Annotated in this window: 18 protein-coding genes and 1 tRNA gene; 13 read left to right on the top strand and 6 right to left on the bottom strand. The window is 59.1% G+C overall.

Features of this window, described 5'->3' with window-relative positions:
• On the bottom strand, positions 1-656 hold a 656-nt coding region (locus RR842_RS03020), incomplete at its 3' end, for a 5-formyltetrahydrofolate cyclo-ligase (protein ID WP_332728951.1).
• Between the two features lie 285 nt (positions 657-941).
• On the opposite strand from RR842_RS03020, the gene RR842_RS03015 reads away from it, so the two are divergent.
• Entirely contained in the window at positions 942-1415 is a 474-nt protein-coding gene (locus tag RR842_RS03015) for an Rrf2 family transcriptional regulator (RefSeq protein WP_332512569.1), read from the top strand.
• A 95-nt stretch (positions 1416-1510) separates the two neighbouring features.
• On the opposite strand, the gene RR842_RS03010 is transcribed toward RR842_RS03015, so the two are convergent.
• From RR842_RS03010 to RR842_RS03000, 3 genes are all read right to left on the bottom strand, one after another.
• The gene (locus RR842_RS03010) at positions 1511-2824 is read right to left on the bottom strand and encodes an Nramp family divalent metal transporter (protein ID WP_332728950.1); all 1314 of its coding nucleotides are present in this window, start codon (positions 2822-2824) and stop codon (positions 1511-1513) included.
• A gap of 4 nt (positions 2825-2828) precedes the next feature.
• Positions 2829-4181: a CBS domain-containing protein gene (locus RR842_RS03005; RefSeq protein WP_332512567.1), complete on the bottom strand. Its 1353-nt coding sequence runs from the start codon at positions 4179-4181 to the stop codon at positions 2829-2831.
• A 294-nt stretch (positions 4182-4475) separates the two neighbouring features.
• Positions 4476-4552: transfer RNA gene (locus RR842_RS03000), tRNA-Arg, on the bottom strand.
• Positions 4553-4886: 334 nt separating this feature from the next.
• Here RR842_RS03000 and RR842_RS02995 point away from each other — a divergent pair.
• Positions 4887-5123: a helix-turn-helix transcriptional regulator gene (locus RR842_RS02995; RefSeq protein ID WP_332512566.1), complete on the top strand. Its 237-nt coding sequence runs from the start codon at positions 4887-4889 to the stop codon at positions 5121-5123.
• 268 nt (positions 5124-5391) lie between these two features.
• Complete coding sequence (locus RR842_RS02990; RefSeq protein WP_332728949.1) at positions 5392-6738, top strand: citrate/2-methylcitrate synthase; 1347 nt, start codon at positions 5392-5394, stop codon at positions 6736-6738.
• A gap of 116 nt (positions 6739-6854) precedes the next feature.
• Here the strand turns inward: RR842_RS02990 and RR842_RS02985 are convergent, their stop codons facing one another.
• On the bottom strand, positions 6855-8450 hold the full coding sequence (locus tag RR842_RS02985) for a helix-turn-helix transcriptional regulator (RefSeq protein ID WP_332522221.1): 1596 nt from the start codon (positions 8448-8450) through the stop codon (positions 6855-6857).
• Between the two features lie 312 nt (positions 8451-8762).
• On the opposite strand from RR842_RS02985, the gene RR842_RS02980 reads away from it, so the two are divergent.
• The gene (locus RR842_RS02980; RefSeq protein WP_332565335.1) at positions 8763-10427 is read left to right on the top strand and encodes a molybdopterin-dependent oxidoreductase; all 1665 of its coding nucleotides are present in this window, start codon (positions 8763-8765) and stop codon (positions 10425-10427) included.
• A gap of 15 nt (positions 10428-10442) precedes the next feature.
• Positions 10443-11525, top strand: coding sequence for a molybdopterin-dependent oxidoreductase (locus RR842_RS02975; RefSeq protein ID WP_332512561.1), 1083 nt, complete (start codon positions 10443-10445; stop codon positions 11523-11525).
• Between the two features lie 92 nt (positions 11526-11617).
• Here the strand turns inward: RR842_RS02975 and RR842_RS02970 are convergent, their stop codons facing one another.
• Positions 11618-12370 carry a tyrosine-protein phosphatase gene (locus RR842_RS02970; RefSeq protein ID WP_332728948.1) on the bottom strand — a complete coding sequence of 251 codons (753 nt, stop codon included), beginning with the start codon at positions 12368-12370 and terminating at the stop codon, positions 11618-11620.
• Positions 12371-12703: 333 nt separating this feature from the next.
• On the opposite strand from RR842_RS02970, the gene RR842_RS02965 reads away from it, so the two are divergent.
• From RR842_RS02965 to RR842_RS02930, 8 genes are all read left to right on the top strand, one after another.
• A complete protein-coding gene (locus RR842_RS02965; RefSeq protein ID WP_332512558.1) occupies positions 12704-13285 on the top strand; it encodes a QueT transporter family protein in 582 nt (193 codons plus the stop codon).
• A gap of 117 nt (positions 13286-13402) precedes the next feature.
• Positions 13403-14701 carry a hypothetical protein gene (locus RR842_RS02960; RefSeq protein ID WP_332512557.1) on the top strand — a complete coding sequence of 433 codons (1299 nt, stop codon included), beginning with the start codon at positions 13403-13405 and terminating at the stop codon, positions 14699-14701.
• Positions 14702-14828: 127 nt separating this feature from the next.
• Entirely contained in the window at positions 14829-15791 is a 963-nt protein-coding gene (locus RR842_RS02955; RefSeq protein WP_332728946.1) for a sulfite exporter TauE/SafE family protein, read from the top strand.
• A 101-nt stretch (positions 15792-15892) separates the two neighbouring features.
• The gene (locus RR842_RS02950) at positions 15893-17206 is read left to right on the top strand and encodes a histidine kinase (RefSeq protein ID WP_332722611.1); all 1314 of its coding nucleotides are present in this window, start codon (positions 15893-15895) and stop codon (positions 17204-17206) included.
• Positions 17207-17241: 35 nt separating this feature from the next.
• The gene (locus RR842_RS02945) at positions 17242-18546 is read left to right on the top strand and encodes an MFS transporter (RefSeq protein ID WP_332553366.1); all 1305 of its coding nucleotides are present in this window, start codon (positions 17242-17244) and stop codon (positions 18544-18546) included.
• A 53-nt stretch (positions 18547-18599) separates the two neighbouring features.
• Positions 18600-19673, top strand: coding sequence for a DMT family transporter (locus RR842_RS02940; RefSeq protein ID WP_332728945.1), 1074 nt, complete (start codon positions 18600-18602; stop codon positions 19671-19673).
• The gene (locus RR842_RS02935; protein WP_332514787.1) at positions 19649-20161 is read left to right on the top strand and encodes a shikimate kinase; all 513 of its coding nucleotides are present in this window, start codon (positions 19649-19651) and stop codon (positions 20159-20161) included. Before RR842_RS02940 ends, RR842_RS02935 begins: the two co-directional genes overlap by 25 nt.
• A gap of 306 nt (positions 20162-20467) precedes the next feature.
• Entirely contained in the window at positions 20468-20836 is a 369-nt protein-coding gene (locus RR842_RS02930) for a tRNA-binding protein (RefSeq protein WP_332553364.1), read from the top strand.
• The last annotated feature ends 22 nt before the right edge of the window (positions 20837-20858 follow it).

Raw genomic sequence — 20858 nt, 5'->3', positions numbered from 1 at the left:
ACGATGCAGGGCAGCGGCTGGTCGTGCGGTTCGCAGGGCACGGCATCCACTCGCTGCTCCTCGAAGGCGACGCCCATAACCAACGCATCCGGCCGCAGGGCGGGTAATAGGCGGTCGTAGTTGCCGCCGCCATAGCCAAGGCGGTTGCCGGCATCGTCGAAGGCGACCAGCGGCACGGCTACGACGTCGAGTTCGCGGGGCTCAACGCTTGCGTAGCCGCTGGCGGCCAACGTGCTGCAAGAGCGACAGCGCAGGGGATGGGCGATCAGGGTTTCGACAGCCTCCTCGTAGCGCTCGGCGGGCACGCGGTAGAACGCCATGCGCGAGGGTTCTTCGGCATCCGAAAGGCGGTCGCGCACCATGCAGGGGAAGCAGACATCCCATTCTTGCTCGTAGGCGGACGCAGCGAGATTGCTCAAGTCTACCTCGCTTCGCATGGCTTTGAATACGGCGATGCAAGGGCGATCAAATGCCTCTGCCACACGTCGTTCGACCTCGCGGCAAACCTTGGCGCTCTTATCGGCGCGTGCGCGGGCGGGCAGGGTATCGCGGCGCTGAAGCACTGTTGAGCGTATGTCTTTTTTGGTGTCCACGAAGTTAGTATAGCATTGCCGCCATCGGCTTGTTGACGAATTGGGTTGGGTTTGTGGATGCATTTAACGGCAGTCGATAACTGCAGGTCAAGATTGCGTGGCAGTAACCGTTTCCATTCGATTTACTATGCAAACGTCTCAACGACCTTGCTATAATCTTTTTGCTTTCGATACACTTGAGAAGTCCCGGATCGCTCCGCAAACGGCGGGGCGGATTTTTTGGCAAGACGCTGCGTTGTGGCGTCTTTCGCTCTGCAGGACGTACATGATTGATTTGCTTATATATTAATCAGTCATTTTATTGAAGCATCGAGCGCTTCCGAAATGGCAGCGAGTTAGGAGACAACCGTGCAATTTAAGGCATCCACGGATTACGGCATGCGTGCCATTCTCTACCTGGCAGCGCAGGGAACCACCTGCTCCTCAAAAGATATCGCAAACGATATGTCGATCCCGCGCGATTATCTTATACAGTTGGCGCAGTTGCTGCGCAATGCGGGGCTTATCGAGGCCCGGCCTGGCAAGCATGGCGGCTATCGGCTGGCTAAAGACCCGTCCGAGATCACAGTGCTGCAAATAATGTCTGCACTCGACGATGACGCCAAGCAGTCGACGCGCAGCAAGCGTTCGACGCGCAAAGGCGGGGCTATGGTGCAGGGCGTCAAGCAGACCTACCAGCTTATCGAGGAAAGCTTCGATGCCTACCTCGACAGCCTGACCATCGACATGCTGCTTGCAAGCGTGAACGACGGCGAAAGCGGCCGTGCGTTCCTTGCCGAGCGGCTCAAAGAAGAGGGAAAGCGCCTCGCGCAGACCTCGTAGCCTATCGGGTAACGTGCCCGTCGACTTCGGTCGGCGGGCACTGAACTTTTCAGCTGCAAGACGCTTACTTTGCTGCTTCGGGACGTTGCAGGTGCTTACTCTATGCCCAGCACTTGCATGACCAGAAGCGCTGCCGTCAACGCCGTCACTATTCCCACCGTCACCCAGATAAGCGCGCGCGACACAATGCGTGTGCGGTAGCTTCCCATGATGCGCCGGTCCGCCGAGATGACGGCCATGAATACCAGCAGCACTGGCAGGATGATGCCGTTCACGAACTGGGCCGTCAACATGACCCCCATAAGGTCGATGCTCGGAATGAGCACCACGATGGCCGAGAACGCGATGACAAAGGTGAAAATGCTCTTGAACAGCGGCGCTTCCTTCCACTTGAACGACACGCCCGCCTCCCAGCCGAATGCCTCGCAGATCACGAACGAGGTCGTAAGCGGCAGTACACACGCGGCAAGAAACGACGCGGCTATCAACCCGATGGCAAACAGCGCCGTGGCGTACTGCCCCGCGAAGGGAGCAAGCGCCTGGGCGGCATCGGCTGCGGACTCGATCTGGATGCCCTGTGGGAACAGCACCGTGCCGGTGGTGATGATGATGAACCACGCCACGAGGCATGCTGCGATAGTGCCGGATACCACATCCACCCTCTGCGAGAAGAAGTCTTTGATGCCCACGCCCTTTTCCACGACGTTGCTCTGGGCGAAGAACATCATCCAGGGCGCGATGGTAGTGCCTATCATCGCAATGGTAAGCGATACGAAGCTGGTGTCGTTCACCACGTGGGGCACGACGGTGCTGATGAGGGCATCTTCCCAGTTCGGTTTTGCCATGAATGCGGCGATGACGTAGGTGACGAACACCAGCGACAGCACGAGGAACACCTTCTCCACGCGCTTGTAGCTGCCACCCACCACCAGCAGCCATACAGCTACGGCGGCTATCGGTACCGAAAGGTATTTCGATACGCCGAACATCTCCATGCCGCTGGCGATGCCGGCGAACTCCGAGAACGTGGTGGCCACGTTGCCGATAAGCAGCGCCAGCATGGCCAGCGCGGTCAGCCGGATGCCGAAGCGCTCGCGGATGAGCGCGGCAAAGCCCTTGCCGGTAACGGCGCCCATGCGCGCTGCCGTCATCTGTACGACCACCAGCAGGACGCACATAAGGGGGACCACCCAGAGCGTCGCATAGCCGAACTTTGCGCCTACAGTGGAATAGGTGGAAATGCCGCCTGCGTCGTTGCCAGCCATGGCGGTGACCACGCCGGGACCGAGTGCCGCCAGCAACAGCCATAGCTTGTTCGGGCTCTTTTTCTCCTGTTGCTCCAAATCGTTGGTGCCGGGAGCGGGGGAAGAGGAGGTATCGACCAAGGAGTCGTTTCTTTTCGTCATCATGGCGCTACCTACCGGGATAACCGAGGATTTGCAGCAGCACCAGCGTGTATAGGCCTAAGAACAGGACGGATGCCAGCACGATGCCGACGACCTTCAAGGCGGTGGTCTTCGCTTTGTCGCCACTCACGTCCTCTTCGATGGCGTCCCACGCATCGTCGACGGTGACGATGCCCAGCAACATGCCATGCTCGTCGACGACGGGCATGGCCGGCAGGTCGTACTTGAAGATGTCGGCGGCTACGTCCTCTTCGGTTTCGTCGGGTGTCACGGAAATGGGGTCATCGAACATGACCTCGCCCACCGGTTTCGCATCGTCGGTGAGCACAAGCGTGCGCAGCGACAGCAGGCCTACGAATTCGTCGTACTCGTCCAGCACGTACACGTAGTGGACGGTGGGGTGGTCCTCTGGCAGCTCACGCAGCACTTCGATGGTTTCGCCGACCGTGGTGTCCTTGCGCACAGCCACGAACTGCGTGGTCATCATGCCGCCGGCCGTGCCGTCCTGATAGCCCAGCAGGCGGCGGATCTCGGTAGCGTCCTCCACGCCCATGAGGCGCAGCAGCGTTCCGGCCTTCTCGTAGGACAGGTCGCGGACGATGTCGGCGGCATCGTCCGGGTCCATGCTGCCCAGCAGGCCGGCGGCGCGGGCATCGTCCAAATCCTCGATGAAGTCGGCTTGGTACTCGTCTTCCATTTCTGAAATTGCCTCGGTGGCTTGGGCGTCGTCCAGATGCTGGAATACGTTGGCGCGCTGTTGGGGGTCCAGCTGCTCCAAGATGTCGGCCACATCGGCGGGATGCAACTCGTCGAGGCGCTTGTGGGTCACGGAAAGCTGTACTTCGGACAGGTCGCGATCCAGCAGATCCATGTAGTTCCAGGCGATGATGCGCTCGTCGATGCGCTTGCCGAACACTTTGGCTACGGCCACGACGGCACGCTCGAGCCAGGGGGCCAGGCCGCGCAGGATGCCGCGCGTGCCCACTTCGGCGCCCAGCAGGCGCAGCTGCGTGCCCGATACCGACAGCTTCAGGTCGTTTACGCGCACAACCTTCAAGCCCTGCGTATCCACGATCTGACGGTTCAGTAGGTCGCGCGCAAGCAGAACCTCGTCAGGTTGCAGATAGCTGAAGCGGATGTCGTGCGCCGGCACGTCCAGCACGATGCCGTCCTCGTCGAACTCGTTGACGTACTTGCGCCACGAGATCATGAACGGCACTTTGCCCGGTCCTTGGAAGGCCAGGCTGGTAATGCGAGGAAATACCTCGCCGGTTGAGATTGCCAGGTCAGACACCGTACCGATTTTCTCGCCGGTGGCATCGACGACGGGCTTTCCCATCATTTGAGACAGATAGAGCATATTGTTTTCCCTTGCCGTCAGGCTCGTGGCTTGGTTTGGCGTGAACGTCGCGCAGATGAACGCAAAAGTGCCAGGGCGCGGTGTTTCGTGAGGTCAAACCAGCGAGCGTCGCAGTCGTCCTTCGACTGCCGACAGGGGGAGAATCGAAGGAGAACTACTTACTGTGAGGTTTCGATTTTCGAACCTTCAAGTACGTTCCTTCCCTTCTACAATAAAAAGCCGCACGTGCTGTTTCCAGTCGTTGCGGACAAGTTGCCTGTGGCTTTTGTCCACAAACAAAAAAGGCTGTTAAAGTGGTGCGCCGTGAGGGATTCGAACCCCCGACGTACTGATTCGTAGTCAGTCCCTCTATCCAGCTGAGGTAACGGCGCACGTCGAAACAGCAAAAGCTATTCTGCCAGCAATGGCCGGTTCTGTCAACGACTATTTTTCAGAAGTGAGAAAAAAGTTGATTTTTAGGCTACCATTTTTAGGCTATGGTTAGGCTATCGCCCGAATGCCCCGGATACTCGCAGCCAAACCATCAACGAGCGGTGAAGGCTTCCTCTGTTTTACCCTGCCTCTCGTGGCAATGACCCTATTCGCGGGGTTGCCAAAAAGGAAGATGAGGTAGATGATTATGTGCAAAAGTATCAGCTTTCTCGTTTCGCCGAAAAAAGTGATACGATGTCTCTGTGAGATTACATGAGTCGAAAGGTTTTAGTTGTGACTATTCAAGTGAAACTCGATCGGGTTATGAGAACTTCGAGTTTGAATGGAAACGATCTTGCGGCGCGCGTAGGCATTACCAGTGTGAATCTGTCGCGTATCAAGACCGGTAAAACCCGCGCGATCCGCTTCTCTACGCTCGATGCCTTATGCGAGAGCCTAGGCTGTCAGCCGGGGGATCTCCTGATGCACGTGAGCAACGACGTTTCCGCATCCGAGGACGACGAGCAGTAGATTCCGCAGATCGCAATATCCTCCCTTGTCGTTTATACAACGGCCGATCTTTCGTATTCTCTCTGCTATTCGCCGGAAAGTGCTTCTAAGGAGCATGGTAAGGCTTTATCATGCTAAAGCACGAACGGACGATCATCCGATTCCCCATCCATTCGCCTGGTATTGCGCGGGTAGCCGACTCGCCTGACCGCATAAGCGGTGAGGCGGTACGGGCGCATCTCCAAGGGAGGCGACGGATCGGGCGCCATCCAAGAGCAGGGAGGTTTGCATGCAAGACGAGCATAAGATCGCACTCTACGAGAACTTCACCTCTATCAACTCTATCGATCCATCGGTCTACGAGCAGTACGACGTGAAACGGGGGCTGCGCAATGCCGACGGCACCGGTGTGGTGGCCGGGCTTACGAATATCGCGAACGTGCACGGCTACGTCGTGTCCGACGGCGAGAAAGTTGCTGACGAAGGATCGCTGCGCTATCGCGGTTACGACGTGTACGATCTGCTGGGAGACGATTCTGCCGAACGTCGGTTCAACTTCGAAGAAGTGGCCTACCTGCTGCTTATGGGCGAGTTGCCCACGCAGGAGCAGCTCGATCGCTTTATTGCGGCTCTCGATGCCGAGCGCGAACTGCCCGACGGCTTCACCGCGTCCATGATCATGCGCGACACGCCGCCCGATATCATGAACGTGCTGGCGCGTACGATCCTGCTTTTGTACGCCTATGACGAGAGCGCCGAAGACCGTTCGGCTCAGCATGAGGTTCATACGGCCATCTCGCTGATCTCGCGCCTGCCGCGTATTATGGTGCTGACGTACTTTGCCAAGCGCGCCCGCTACAACAACGAGTCCATGATCATGCACCGCTTTGTTCCGGGCCAGTCCACGGCCGAGACCATCCTGTCCATGCTGCGTCCCGACCGCCAGTTCACGGCGGAGGAAGCACGCATGCTGGACATCATGTTGTGCTTGCATGCCGAGCACGGCGGCGGCAATAACTCCACGTTCGTCACCCGTGTGCTGACCTCGTCGGATACCGATCCGTATTCCACGTACGCCGGCGCCATCGGTTCGCTGAAGGGTTGGAAGCATGGCGGGGCCAACCACCAGGTGCTGGCTATGCAGAAGGACCTCAAGGAGAACGTGGCCGATTGGTCGAGCGAAGGCCAGGTTGCCGACTATCTGGCGAAGCTGGTGAACAAGCAAGCTTACGACAAATCGGGCCTGGTGTACGGCATGGGCCATGCCGTGTACACGAAATCCGACCCGCGCGCCATCATCTGCAAGCAGTTTGCGGAGAAGCTGGCAACGGGTACCGAGTACGAGGCCGAGTACCACCTGTTGGAGAGCATCGAGCGTTTGGCACCCGAGGTCATCCTGCGCGAAAAGGGCACGGCCAAGGACATGTGCGCGAATGTGGACATGTACTCCGGCTTCGTGTATTCGATGATGGGCATCCCCGAGGACCTGTTCACTCCGCTGTTCGCGTGTGCGCGCATGTCCGGCTGGGCAGCGCATCGCTTCGAGGAGATCGTATCCGGCAAGCGCATCATCCGCCCCGCGTACAAATCCACTCGCAGCGGCGTGCGTCCCTATGTGGCGATGGACGAGCGGTAACGCATTTTTGCTGCGTTAGCGTCCAGGCTGAAAGCCCTTTCCGGCTCGATGGACGCGTCATCTGTGTTGACTTTGAAGAGGCCTCGCTTGCGCGGGGCCTCTTTGCGACTGAGGATCTAGGGCCGAGCGATTTCGTTTTCCTCAGATGAGTCCAAAACAAGGCCCATCATGTCTTGCCTGTTTCCGACATCGAGTTTCGCGTAAATATGGGATATATGCGTCTTGACGGTGTTTTCTGCCAGGACAAGCTCTTCTTGAATAAGGGTTCGCGTACGACCTTGGGCAAGCAGGATGAATATCTCGGTTTCACGAGGAGACAGCTTGCGGCGAGCGGCGAGGTCCTCGCAGCGGCTGGTGATAATGCGGGTTACCTGCTTGCCGGAGAGAGATTCCTGGAGGCTTGGGTTGAGTGGGGCGCTCTGACGTTCCTCGTTGTCGTCGGCGTGTGGTTTCCGAGGATCGATTTCGTCTGACGCTCGACTCGCCGAGCCTCCGACCCATTCGCTGTGCATGGCCACAACGGTGAGACCGTACACAGCGACGAGCGCGATAACGCCGTTTATGGCAGTTCCGCTGCTCAACAGCAAAACCCAAAGAATCGAACTTGTGGCGTAGCCGATGGCCGCTATGCCCATGATGCGGTAAGAGGGCGTCGCGAGAGCGTCCATGGCGGTGATAACCGCCATCCAGAACAGAAGGTGTGCACAGGAGTCATCGAGACGCATGAGCTCGTTGACGAGTGAGGACGAAGATCCGGCAATCGATTGTTGGGATACTACAAGGAACAGTCCTCCGATAACGACGATGAAGGCAGGTTGAAACCTGGATTTCAACGGCCAGCCCGTTGTCTTGACGAGCGCCACGTAGGCGAACAGCGCCAAGAGCGATGTTGAGATTACCCAGTAGCCGAAATCGAGCAAGGGATTCGCTGCTGAAGAAGGGTTTTCTCCCCAGAGGCCTATCGAGCTGAATGACCGTACGGTCGCCAGGAGTATTGAAGCTGCAACGATGAGCACCGCCAAGCTCCGCTTGCCTCCCTTTCCGAGAGGAAGTGCGGCGCGTCGCGGTAGCTTTGGAATGCCCGCTGAACACGGTCTCGCTTCTTCTCGCGCATGACCTGTCTCGTTTTTTGATTCAAGGGGCGGATGCGCAATGGCGGCACGGCGTGCCCTTTCGTACAGCAGCGCGGACACGATTGGCAGCGCGGTAGCAATTACAACCTGCCATACGGGCGGAATAAGCGATTCGAACAGAGGAAGCGCAAGCATTTCCAATGCGAGCGCGATGACTATGCACCAGGTGGCGTAGGCGAAGGGCTGAGTTCGTGCAAGGAGCAGGTTGTAGCGGGCGACGATCCAGAAGTAGCCGATGCCGAACGCGATGAGCCCGACGGCGGACAGCACGGCCGGCTCGAAGAGGCTCTGCTTTCCCGCAAGGGCAAAGCATGCCGTGCCCATCGACGATGCGAAGGGCAGCACTAACGAGAGCGGTCGGTCATGCTTGCGCAAAAGGCGCGGCGCTGCGACGAAGGAGATGCCGACTATACAGATGCCTAACAGGAAGAAGAGGCGAGGATTAAAGGGCAGCCCCAGATCATGAGGAAGTGCGGAAAATCCTACGGCGTGTCCTGCCAACGTGCACCAAAGCAGGTTGATGCTCAGTCCGAGGGCTGCGAGCGCAGCACAACGATTTGCGCGCACAGCGTTAAGCACAGGCATCCCCCTTTCGTGCGATTCGTTTCAACGTCTTTCGGTATTGCTGCGCTCGGCAGCATGAGCCCCTCTCTACGGCAGGTCCATTATACGCGATGGTGATGATACGCGAAGCGGGGGCCGACCACATCAACCGAACCGGGGGATAGTGCGGTAGGTGCAGATGGTAGTTCACCCGGTTACGTTGATGGCGAGCGAGGTCGTTGGCCTTTACGGTGTTTTGCGAACGTGCCCGACGTCCCATCGGAAGGAAGGCGAAAGGAGTCATCGCGGAGTCTCAGTGTCGGTGCATGACGAGAAATGGAGGAGAATATGAGAAGAAAACGCTTGAAAATTGCCCTAGGCGGCCTAGGTGCCTGCCTTGTCATTGCCGTATGCGGGGCCGTTGTGCCAGCTTTGGCGGCAGACTCGGCATCGACTGCGAACGAGATCGTGAGGGGTGGCGAGCCGGACGGCGACGTCCAGTATCCCGGCAAGGAATACATTGTTGAGAATTACGAAAAATGGGACCAGATAGCGGAAGACTATGCTCCGAAGATACTGGAGTATCCCAACGGACAGTTGGTGCAGCGCACCCCGACTGAGTATGAATGCCCCCATTGGATGCAGCAGAGTTGGACAATTTCCTACAACACGTACTATCTCGACGCGGACAACCGCGGTTGTAGCGGATGTCATGTCGATCTGAACGCCACCATCATGGGAATGGAGTACAAGCACGCGGTTCTCGAAAACGATGCGCTAGGTACCTACAGCGATGTAAACCAGTGCATTTCGTGCCATCGGGACAACGGAGACGACTTCGGCCGCCTGATGCACGGTATCCATTCCAACACGCGTAACAACCCCAAGTTCACCAAGGGCTTCGACGGCAGTTGTCAGTCGTGCCACGATTCCACGGGTGATGGCAATGGCATGCAGCTGTGGGACAACGTGAAGTACGACGCCTTGCAGGGTATCAACAAAGTGGAGAACGTGACGGGCGATTTCTCGCTTACCCAAGACAAGGTGCAGAAGATGGACGAGCTGTACAGCTACGACTTCGTCCATGGCTATTACGACCACATGCGCTATGCGTGCAGCCCCGCAGGACTCGACATTGATCTTCCCCAGAGCATGTTCGATGAATGGGAGATCACGATCGACGGCAACGTGAACAAGCCCTATACCGTCAAGCTTCCCGATTTGGTGGCTGAGGCCGAGAAGGCGGGCATCGTGGTGACCAAGCCGTCCAAAATGGTGTGCGAGCTCAATCCCATCGGTGGCGGCGGTATCGGCCAGGTTGAGATTACGGGCATTCCGGTAAGCTGGCTCATCGAGAAGGCCGGGGGCTATACGGAAGGAACCAACAGCGTGCGTGCCATCCGCGCTGACGGATCGTCGCGCAGCGGCTTCGACATGGCCATGTTAGACAAGGGCTATCTGGTGTACAAGATGGGCGGGGAGTACCTGGATGCCCGCCGCGGTTTCCCGGTGACTCACTGGCAAGAAACCTATGATGCGCAGATATTCTCCAAGCAGATCAGCGGCTACACCGTATCTGCCGACGTTATGGACGAGCGTGTGTGCGGCCAGGTCAACCAAGAAGATGCGCACGTCAACCGTCCTAACGTGACCATCTGCGATGCCCCCGAGGGCCTCGTTATCCAAAACGGGCAGCCCTATACGTTTAGCGGCTATGCCGATGCATTCGACCACAAGATGAAGACTGTTGAGTTCTCCATGGATGGCGGCAAAACGTGGACAGCCTATGAGGTGGGCGACGTGGATACGGCGAAATGGGTCTGGTGGAACTTCGCGTTCACGCCTGAGAAGGAAGGCGCTTACGTGCTGAGCGTTCGCGGCACCACGGTGGACGGCGATGTGAGCTACCGCGCTCATGAAGTGCTGGTCAATGCAAAGGACCAGATGCCGTCAGGCGATCAGGTTATCAAGGTTGACCAATCCGCAGATGCAACTGCGCATGAGCAGAAGTAAGCGAGGGTGATGGAGATGATACAACGAAACCGCAAGGTGTTCGCCGGAGCGGCCGGAGCGGTGCTGCTGCTCTCCGGTTCGGGGCTTGCCCTGAACGCGATGAACCCGGCTGCCGCCGACGCATCGGATGCCCCTACGGGCTCGACGCATACGCGCAACGCCAACACGCTCGAGGCTTCGTGGCTTGATTTGGGAGACGATTCGCTCGTCAAAGCCTCGGATGTCCAGGGGACTTTCGTGTTCAACCAGCTGGGTACTACTCCCAACGACGAGTTGTTCAACGTGTTTGGGGCAGCGCTCACCTCGATGTGCTCCAAGCCGGCCGTTGAGCTGACCGACAAGGCCGAAGGCGTTGCCAACTTCTATGTGAACGTGGGCGGCCATATCAAGAAGAACTTCTCGATAGATGTGAGCGAGCTTTCGGAAGATGCGAGCCAGGAGATGCTTATGGCCTGCTCCTGCGCCACGGGAGCACCGTTCGGCCAGGCTGCCGTACTGGGCATCCCTCTGGCGTCCATCGTCGAGATGGCAGATCTGGAAGACGGCGTGAACACCATCACGGCGTACGGTGCCGATGGGTTCGGCCAGCCACTTCCGCTGCGCTACGCGCTGGATCAGAATGCCATGCTGGTCTACCAGGTCAACGGGCAGGAGCTGACGAGTACGGCCGACGGTTCAAGCTTGCAGCTGTGGATGCCGGAGACGGTGGCGCGCTATTTTACCCGCAATATCACCGATATCGAATTGACTCGCCAGGCTGAAGAGCCTGATGTGCAGACGGTCGATCCCTGCTACCGCAACAAGATCAATCTGCTTAACTACGCCGATGACTGCACGTTTGCCGTCGGTGACGAGATCACGTTCGAAGGGGTTGCTGACGACTTGGGCAGCCCTATTGCGGCCATCGAGTTCTCTTTTGACGACGGACGTACCTGGACGTCGTGCACTACGGAGGGCGCGACTGCCGACAAATGGGTGAACTGGCAGTTCACTACGGCGTTCGATCAGATAGGCGACTATCAGATGACGGTTCGGGCGAAAACTGCCGATGGTTTGGTTTCCCCGCTTGCGGCGACGCTAGAGTTCCACGTGTCGTAAGCTTGGAATAACACGTCCTACCCCTATAGAGGCCTCGCTTGATCTCCCTCTTTCAAGCGAGGCTCTCAGCTGTTCTGGGGCGTTGCCGACCCTTATTGCATGAACGCCTCGAACGAGCCGTACTCTTCTTCGATGGTTTGCCAGAACGCTTCGAGATAGGCGGTGCGGGCCTCGAACATGGCCGCCATGACGGCTAAGCCGTCGGGCTCGAGACGCTTTGCGAGCGCGGCTAGGTCGCGTTGGTTCATCGGGGCGTTCAGCTGGTTGGTGACCAAGTAGTCCTGGACAATGGACGTGCTGTCGAATCCCATCAGGCGCTGGATACAGGCGCAGACGATACCGGTGCGGTCTTTGCCGTTCACGCAGTGGACAAGGGCGGGTGCCGTGGGGTGCAGCAACGGGTCGATGGCCTCGCGCAGTAAATCTCCGTGGCGTGCCATTATCGCGTACAGGTTGGTCATGCGCTCGCCGGGAAGGCCGTAGGCGCGGGCGATGTTCTGCGCTCGGTGCAGTTGCGTGCGCAAGGGGTCGCCTTGCAGGTCGCCGCTGATCACCTGGAGGCGAAACGGCGGGTTCTCGGCGCAGGACGGTCGTTCGCACGCTGCGCGCTCGGCAGGTTTCCGCAGGTCGTACACGTCAACGATGCCCAGTTCGCAGAGCGCTTCGACATCGGTAGCAGATAGGTTGTTGAGCTGTCTCGACCGATAGAGCGCGTGGCCGTCCACCGTAGCGAACCGGCGCAAGCCGATGCTCTCTCGCAGCAAGGCAAGCGCCTCGCAAGACGACTCCCCGGTGCTTTCCTCTATCCCCTGGTGTACTGCGGGCGCAGCTACTGAAATCTCCATGATGCCAGTATAAAGCGTAAACCCCGATTTTGCCCTGCGACGAACAGAGATCAGTGAGCTTCTCGTTGCTTGCTGTCGTCTTGGTCGTTCGGCAGGCTTGCGCGCAACGTCGTTCTTGTGGGAGTTCTTGTGATTGGCGGAGCGCGAATTGTCGGAGGTGCGAACGGTGCGCTTTTCCGGGTTCTGTCTGCTATACTCCCTTTCGGCTTCGATAGCGGGCGCTTTGCGTGCCTTGTTATCAAGCTCCGTGTTTGCATCGTTGGGCCCTGCATCCGCGGTTTACTCGTTGCCCAAAGCCCGCGGCAAGAGCCGCGTGGAGACAGGGAGCATCCCATGGACAAGGGAAGATCGTCGTACGTCGCGCAGGCAGGCATGATTGCAGCTGTGTACGCCGCTGCCACGCTTATCGCCCTGCTGCTGTTGCAGGGGCTGGCGTGGGGGCCGGTGCAGTTCCGTATCTCGGAAGCGGTGTGCGTGCTTGCCGTGCTGACGCCGGCGGCCGTGCCGGGGCTTACGGTGGGCTGCATCGTAGCGAACCTCATTGCCTTGGCGGTGAACGGTACGGGTGCGCTGGGCATGCTCGACGTGGCGTTCGGCAGCCTGGCAACGTTCTTGGGCGCTCTGTGGTGCTGGAAGATGCGCAGCCGTCCGAAACTCGCGTTGCTGGGCCCCGTCATCGCCAATGCGCTTATCGTGCCGGCCTATCTGCCGCTGCTGCTGCAAGGCTTGGGATTCTACACCATCCCCTTCACCAGCATCGCGCTTGACGGAGCGTACCTGCCCATGTACCTGTTCGGCCTGGTTTCTACCGGTATCGGCGAGGCACTGGTTATGTATGTGCTCGGCCTTCCCCTGCTCACAGCCCTCAAACGTTTTAAAGTGGTGAAACAGCCGGGTGGCAATCTGAAGGCGTAGCCTCCGCTCATTCGGTGTAATCGGTCGCGATTGCGGCCGAAAGGGCGGCGAAGCGGTACAATAAGCCATTCTCAACGCCGACGGTTGCTGTCGGTCAAGGCCTACAGAAGGAAGCGCATGAACCCGGTTCTCATCATACCGACATACGTCTCCGCGCGCCGCCGCAAAGAAGGCGGCAGCGTGCTGACCACTTACGACCACACCACTCCTGTCACGCAGCCGGGCGAGCTGCCGCGCTTGCTGCACTCGCTGCAGAAGGTACGCGGTGTCGGGCAGATCGTCATTCTGGTGATCAGCGAGCCTTCCATCGAGAATCAGGCTGCGGAAAAGGTGCAGACGCAGGCTGCCCAGTACCCGTCACTGAACATCGCCGTTATCGGCGCGCCCGAGCTGGGCCTTATCCAGCAGCGCATGGAGCAGTTGGGATTGGGCAAGCTGTCCAAGGAGATCGGCCTAGCGGGCTACGGTGCCGTGCGCAACTTGGGGCTTGTGGTGGCTAACACGCTGGGCTACGACTCGGTGGTGTTCCTGGATGACGACGAAATCGTGGATGATGCGGAGTTTTTGCAAAAGGCCATGTACGGCCTAGGCAAGCTCACCAAGAAGGGCATCCCTATCCTGGCCAAGACGGGCTACTATTTCAACTCCGAGGGCACGTTTTTGTCGAAGAGCCAGGACAAGTGGTACAACCACTTTTGGCAGCAGGGCAAGGCGTTCAACAAGATGATGAACAAGGCCATGCACGGTCCGCGCCTCTCGCGCTCGAACCATGTATGCGGTGGCTGCCTGGTGTTGCACAAAGAGGCCTTCAAGCGCTTGTCGTTCGATCCGTGGATCGCGCGCGGCGAAGACTTGGACTACATGCTGGACCTGCGTATGTACGGCTCGGATATCTGGTTGGACAACCAGTGGAGCCTGCGCCATCTGCCGCCTGAGACCGAGAGCGAGGGTACGCGCTTTCGCCAGGATATTTTCCGTTGGCTCTACGAGTACCGCAAGATGGAGTACAGTCGCACGCAGATCGACCTTTTGCAGGTGAAACCGTCGTCGCTCGAGCCCTATCCGGGCCCCTTTTTGGAGCCGGGTATCACGCGGCGCATTCGTCTGACGGCATTCCTGCGCAGCTTGGCGCGTCCCGACAAGAAAGCTTATCGCAAGGCTGCGAAGGCGGCTACTGGCGAGGCTACTACGTATGCCCAGCGCAACTGCTCGAAATACTTCGAGTTTCAATTCGTCTGGCCCGAGCTCATGGCCCGCATGGAGAAGGACCAGATACTGCGTACCGCGCTCGTGCAGTCTGCTGCGCAGCGCCAGTTGGGCGTCGATTCTCCCCGTCAGTCGGCGGCCCTTGCTGCCACTGCCGCGGGTATCGACCCGGGTGCAACGAGTGAGATCCGCCTGAACATAGCCGAGTAGCGTTTCGGGGGAAACAACTGTGTGACGATCGCGAAGGGGATGCCCTTCGCGATTTTTCCGCTGCGGTCTTCGGCTACACTGTGAAATGAAAACTACCGTAGGACTTTGAGGAATCGCAGGCTCTCCCATGGACATCTTCCTGTCGTTTGTTGTGCCCGCTTTTGTCGGCATCGGCGTCGGTATTCTGTCGGGCATGCTGGGCATCGGCGGCGGCACGGTGCTGGTGCCCATATTCCGCCTTCTTTTCGGCATGAGCCCCCTTATGTCCACGGCCACGTCTCTGTTCACCATTATTCCCACGTCGATATCGGGCGCGGCGTCGCACCTGCGGCACAAGACCTGCGTGCCGTCGCTGGGCATTGCCGCAGGCCTGGGCGGTGCATGCACGTCGGCTTTGGGCGTGTGGCTTGCGCATATCTCGCCAGCGTGGATGGTCATGCTGGCTGCAGCCCTCATCATCGGTTATTCTGCGTTCAATATGCTGCGCAAAGCTTGGAGCATGAAGTCCGAAAAGGCTGTCGCTCCCCGCGATGCCCCCTCTTGTGCCGTCGGGGCGGATTCGCCTGACCCTAGGGCTGCTGCGACAGGCTTTGCGGAAGCTGTTGAAGATTTGGCGGATGCTTCCGCGAACGCGGACGCCGACATCCAGGGCGATGCCGCGGGAGAGGCGGCGACTCGGAGCGCGGCGGAGGACCCGGCTCCTCTCAAGCTTACACGCAAGCAATTGTTTATCGGCGTGGCTATAGGTTTGGGAGCGGGCGTGGCATCGGGGTACGTAGGGGTGGGCGGCGGTTTTATTATGGTGCCGCTTATGTTATCGCTGGTGGGCATCACCATGAGGCAGGCTTCCGGTACCTCGCTTATTGCGGTCATGATCCTTGCGGTTCCTGGCGTTATCGAGCAGGGCTTGCTGGGGAACATCGATTACGCTGCCGGCATCGCCGTGGCCGTCGGCTCGATTCCCGGTGCTATGGTAGGTGCCCGTTTGGTGCGCAAGGTACCCGAGCGCACGCTGCGCTTCATCTTCGGCGGCTTCCTCCTGGTGGCCGCAGCGCTCCTGGTGGTAAACGAACTGGGCATCCTAGGCTGAGGTTGCGCAGGCGCTGCCAATGGCACCTTCCCCGTGCTTCGTGCGTGCATCTGCTGCTTGTTGCTGGTAGGATGGTTGCCTACCCCACGAAGGAGGCTCCCTTGAAAGAGGAAACGACGGAAACTCGGCCCGCGCTGCCGCGCTTCTTCACGCTGGAGATGTTCATGTTCACCATCACGGCGGTGTCGGGGTTGGTGCTCATCTGGTCGTCGATTTCGCCGTACCGCAACATTGCGATACTTATCGTAGCGGGCATCGTGTTCACGTTATCCCTGGTCATCGTTATTCGCCTGCTCATGGACCCCGATTCGGTGCGGGCCCGTCAGTCCAACGCCATGTTGCGTCTGGCCAGCCAGACGCTCGACTGCATGAACGAGGGCATGACGAATGAGGCCGCACAGCAGATCTGCAAGCTGCTGCTACCCTCTACGGCCGCTATAGCGGTGGCCATTACCGACAAGGACGTGATCTTGGGCTATGCCGGTTTCGAGGAAGCCGACAGCCAGGCGGGGAGCGCCATTCGCACGCACGCCACGCATGCCACTTTGTCAGATGGCAACGGGCGCATTCTGTTTACGCCGGAGGATATCGGGTTTCCGTCGGACACCTCCACTATACAGGCTGCCATCATCGTTCCGTTGGTGGTCAGTGGAACCGTCGAGGGCACGCTGAAGTTCTACTATCGCCGTGCCCGCCATATCAGCGAGACGCAGAAGTCCATTGCGGAGGGCTTCGGCCAGCTGCTGTCCACGCAGATGGCTGCTGCAGCGCTGGAAGAGCAGACGAAGCTGGCTACCCGCATGGAATTGAAGATGCTGCAAAGCCAGATCAACCCGCATTTCTTGTTCAACACCATCAACACCATCGCCTCGCTTATCCGCACCGATCCGGAAAAAGCGCGGGTTCTGCTACGTGAATTCGCCGTGTTCTACCGGCGTACGCTGGAAGACTCGGCCGACCTCATCGTGTTCGCTCGCGAGATGGAACAGACGAAGCGCTATTTCGCGTTCGAGATCGCGCGTTTCGGCGAGGACCGTGTTGCCATGGAGGTGGATATCGAGCCGGCGGTCGAGGACATGATGGTGCCTCCTTTCCTTATCCAGCCGCTGGTAGAAAACGCAGTGCGCCATGCTATGCCCTCCGAAGGCAAGCTGACTATCCGGGTGACCGGTGTTGTGGACGGCGACGACGTTATCGTGCGTGTGGCAGACGACGGCGTGGGTATGGCCGAAGATGCGCGCCAGAACATCCTGCATCCCGAGTCGTCCACGGGATTGGGTATCGCCGTGAAGAACGTGCATGATCGTATTCGTGGCTATTTCGGCTCCGACACCCACATGGAAGTGCAGAGTGCGGTGGGCGAGGGAACCACCGTGTCTTTGGTGTTGAAAAAGGGCGCCTTGCGCGTGTTCTAGCATTGTAGGCAACTGGTTAGATCAAGGAGGACCCCATGAACCATCGCATGCGCTATCTTGCTGCAGGGGTGCTGTCGCTGCTGTTCCTCGGCCTCATTTACTCATGGTCGAACTTTTCGGCTCCTATTGGGCAGGAATACGGGTGGGATCGGGAGAGCATGCGACTAGTGTTCACCATTTCCATCATCGGGTTCTGCGCGGGGGGCCTCCTCGGTGCCCGGCTCAACAAGAAGCTGTCGTTCAAGCCGGCATTGTTGATTGCAGGCGCTTTGCTTGTTGGTGGGTTCGCATCCACGGCGCTTTTGATTGATGCCGGCGGCCTGCTGCTGCTCTATGTGAGCTACGGCGTGCTGTGCGGCGGGGGGTGCGGTATCGCCTACAACGTCATCATCTCCACGGTGAATGCCTGGTTTCCCGATCGTATCGGGTTTTCCTCGGGCGCGCTTATGATGGGCTTCGGCTTGGGCGGGCTCATTTTGGGAACGGCAGCGGCCGCCGGCATCGACATGGTGGGGTGGAAGGCAGTGTTTTTGGTGCTTGCGACGCTCATCGCGCTAGTGATTGGCGTGACGGCGCTGGTCATCAAGCCGAAAGGGCGCGCGCAGGCGGCTTCTGCAAAAGCCTCGGCGATGGAAAGGCCGCCTGCTACGCGGGTTGATCGCCGCGAGGGAGGTTCCGTCAAGGTGATTGCGGGGGAGAGCGCGTCGGCAGCGCGTTCGCCCTTGTTCTGGATCTACTGCATTTGGGCTACCTGCGCTTTGTGCGCTGGCCTTATTATCATCGGGGATGCTAAGCCCGCAGCGCTTGCCGTGGGCCTTGAGGCAGGTTTTGCAACGCTACTGGTAGGGCTCGTTTCTACGACGAACGGTCTTGCACGTATCGTTATCGGCATGGTGTACGATCGATGCGGCTTGCGCCTGGTCGTGGCGATTTCTTCGCTCTCGGCATTGGCCGGAGCCTTGGCGCTTGCTCTGTCGTTTGCTCCGGGCATGCAGGTTCCCTTGCTCTTTGTGGCTGGCGCGCTTTTGGTGGGGTTCTCGTACGGTTGCATCCCGGTGATATCCTCGGCATTCACGCTCGGCCAGTACGGGCCGGGACGGTATCCCGAGAATCTGGCGCTTGCGAACTTCACTATGGCGCCTGCGGCGGTGCTGAGTTCGCTGGCTGCGGCTTCCGCACGCGACGTAGGCGGTGCGGCCAACGGCGACTTCGCGGTCTATGTGGTGGTTGCGGTCATTGCTTTGCTGGCGCTCGGTGTGTTCGTCGTGTTTGCGCGGCGATTGGGCCGCGAAGAGTCGGGACGAGCGGCGGGAGATGCATTCGAGGCCTCGAAAAGGTGAGAGGGGTAGCCGCCCCTTTCCTTTGCGAACCTGTCACCCTATAATGGGCCGCTGTGGAAAAACTCGCTGGCATAACGCATCGTATTCCAACGGGGGCCTATAAAGCCCTCTTGGTGGTGGCCACCATTATTTGGGGCCTGAGTTTCGTCGTTATGAAAGACGCCGTCGATGTTCTCGAGCCGGCTTACCTTATCGGCTTTCGCTTCTTGGCGACGGGCGCCATCTTGCTCGTGCTGTTCTTCCGGCGCATTAAGGTGGCCTTTGCGACGGAGGTGCGCAAAGACTACCTGGTGAAGGGTATTATCCTAGGCGTGCTGTGCTATTTGGCGTTCTGGGTGCAGACCATCGGGCTGGACCACACCACGCCCGGCAAGAACGCGTTCCTTACCGCTACGTACTGCGTTATCGTGCCGTTTGCCTGGTGGATCATCGCACGCAAGCGCCCTACGGCGTTCAACCTTCTGGCGGCAGTGCTCTGCGTGGTCGGCATCGGTCTAGTGTCGCTGCAGGGATCGCTCGGCGAGCTTGCCATGGGCTACGGCGACCTGATGACGCTGGTGTCGGCGTTGTTGTTTGCCGTGCATATCGTGTACGTGTCGAAGTTTTCCCAAACCAACGATGTGCTGGTGCTCACGACGTTCCAGTTCGTCGTAGGGGGCGTGTGCGGCATTGCCTATGGTATGGGCTTTGAGACGCTGCCGCCGCCTAGTGCGCTCACGCCATCGTTCTGGATGAATATGGCGTATTTGGTCGTGTTCGCCTCGTGTATTGCCCTGGTTATCCAGAACGTGGCGCTGGCCCATGTGCCGCCGGCGCAGGCATCGCTGTTCCTGAGCCTGGAATCGGTGTTCGGCGTGTTGTTCAGCGTGCTGCTGTATGGTGAAGAGGTAGGGCTTCGCCTTGTGGGCGGCTTCGCACTCATTTTCGTTGCTATAGTGGTGAGCGAAGTGTTTCCGCTGAAGCGCGGGCAGGATGACGGTATCCCTGCCGTGGAAGTGGAAACACCTGGCGGCGCGGTGGTTTCCGTGCAGGCTCCCGTTGCGGTTGCAACCGGGGACACCGACCCTGCCGCAGTCGTCGAACCGACCTTAGAGGAGGCATCATGGAGCAAGAGCGGAACAATATAGTCCTGATCGGCATGCCCGGTGCGGGCAAGTCGACGTTGGGTATCGTGCTGGCCAAGATCATGAACCTCAACTTCGTCGATGCCGACCTGGTTATCCAGAGCCAGTGCGACAAGACGTTGCAGAAGCTGATCGACGCTTGCGGTCCCGAAGGCTTCATCCAGGTGGAAAACGAGATACTGAGCGATCTGTGTGCCGATAACTCCGTCATAGCCACGGGTGGTAGTGCCGTGTACTCCGACGATGCCATGAAGCATCTTGGGGAGATCGGGCGCGTTGTGTATTTGCAGATCTCCTATAGCGAGCTGGTCAGCCGCTTGAGCGACCTTCAGGAGCGCGGCGTGGTGTTGAAGGGCGGTATCGGCATGAGCCTGCACGATCTGTATGACGAACGCAAGCCGCTCTACGAGCAGTACGCCGACATTACCGTGAACGTCGACGACCTGTCCATTACCGCCGCGGCGCGCAAGGTGGCCGATGCCGTGAAATAGTCGCCTTCTGAGCGGCAGCCGGCTCGCAACCGGCGTATGCACTGACATGCCAGCGGAATTCCTAAGCCCTTCGGCTCCTCTTTTGGAGTCGAAGGGCTGAACGCGGTTACTGCTCGCTGTGCCCATCTGATCGAGCTGACCGAAGCCGGGCGTGCGGAAGTTCAGGCGGCGCGTGCGGAGCAGTGCGTGTTTGCCCGGGAAACGCTTTCCGTGCTCGATGATGTGGAGAAGCGGCAGTTGCTTGGTATCGTTCGTAAGCTGAATACGGCACTCTCTTGAAGCGTTCGCCCTAGAAAGGAACCCCTTATGAGCCAGACCGTCGAAACGGCGCCCGTAAAACCTACTATCACTCTTGATGACTTGGACAAGATCGATGTCCGAGTCGGCCGTATCGTTGCGGTGGACGACGTGGCGAGCTCGAAGAAGCTTATCAAGATGACCGTCGATTTCGGCGGGTTCATGCGTACGATCCTCTCGGGTATGAAGGAGGAGCGCGACGACTGCAAAGGCGAGCTCGAAGGTCGGCAGGCGCTTTTCGTGGTCAATCTGGCACCGCGCAAAATGGCGGGCGAGCTGTCGGAGGGCATGATCTACGATATCGGCTACGAAGACGGCATCCTTCCGGCTCTCGCCGTGCCCGAACGCGAGGTGCCGGACGGCGTGCGACTAGGGTAAGACCGCCAAGGCCTTACCCTAG

The organism is Gordonibacter sp. (assembly GCF_036667095.1).
Classification (GTDB): domain Bacteria; phylum Actinomycetota; class Coriobacteriia; order Coriobacteriales; family Eggerthellaceae; genus Gordonibacter.
The sequence above is the reverse complement of the archived record's forward strand: the minus strand, read 5'-3'. Positions and strand labels throughout refer to the sequence as shown.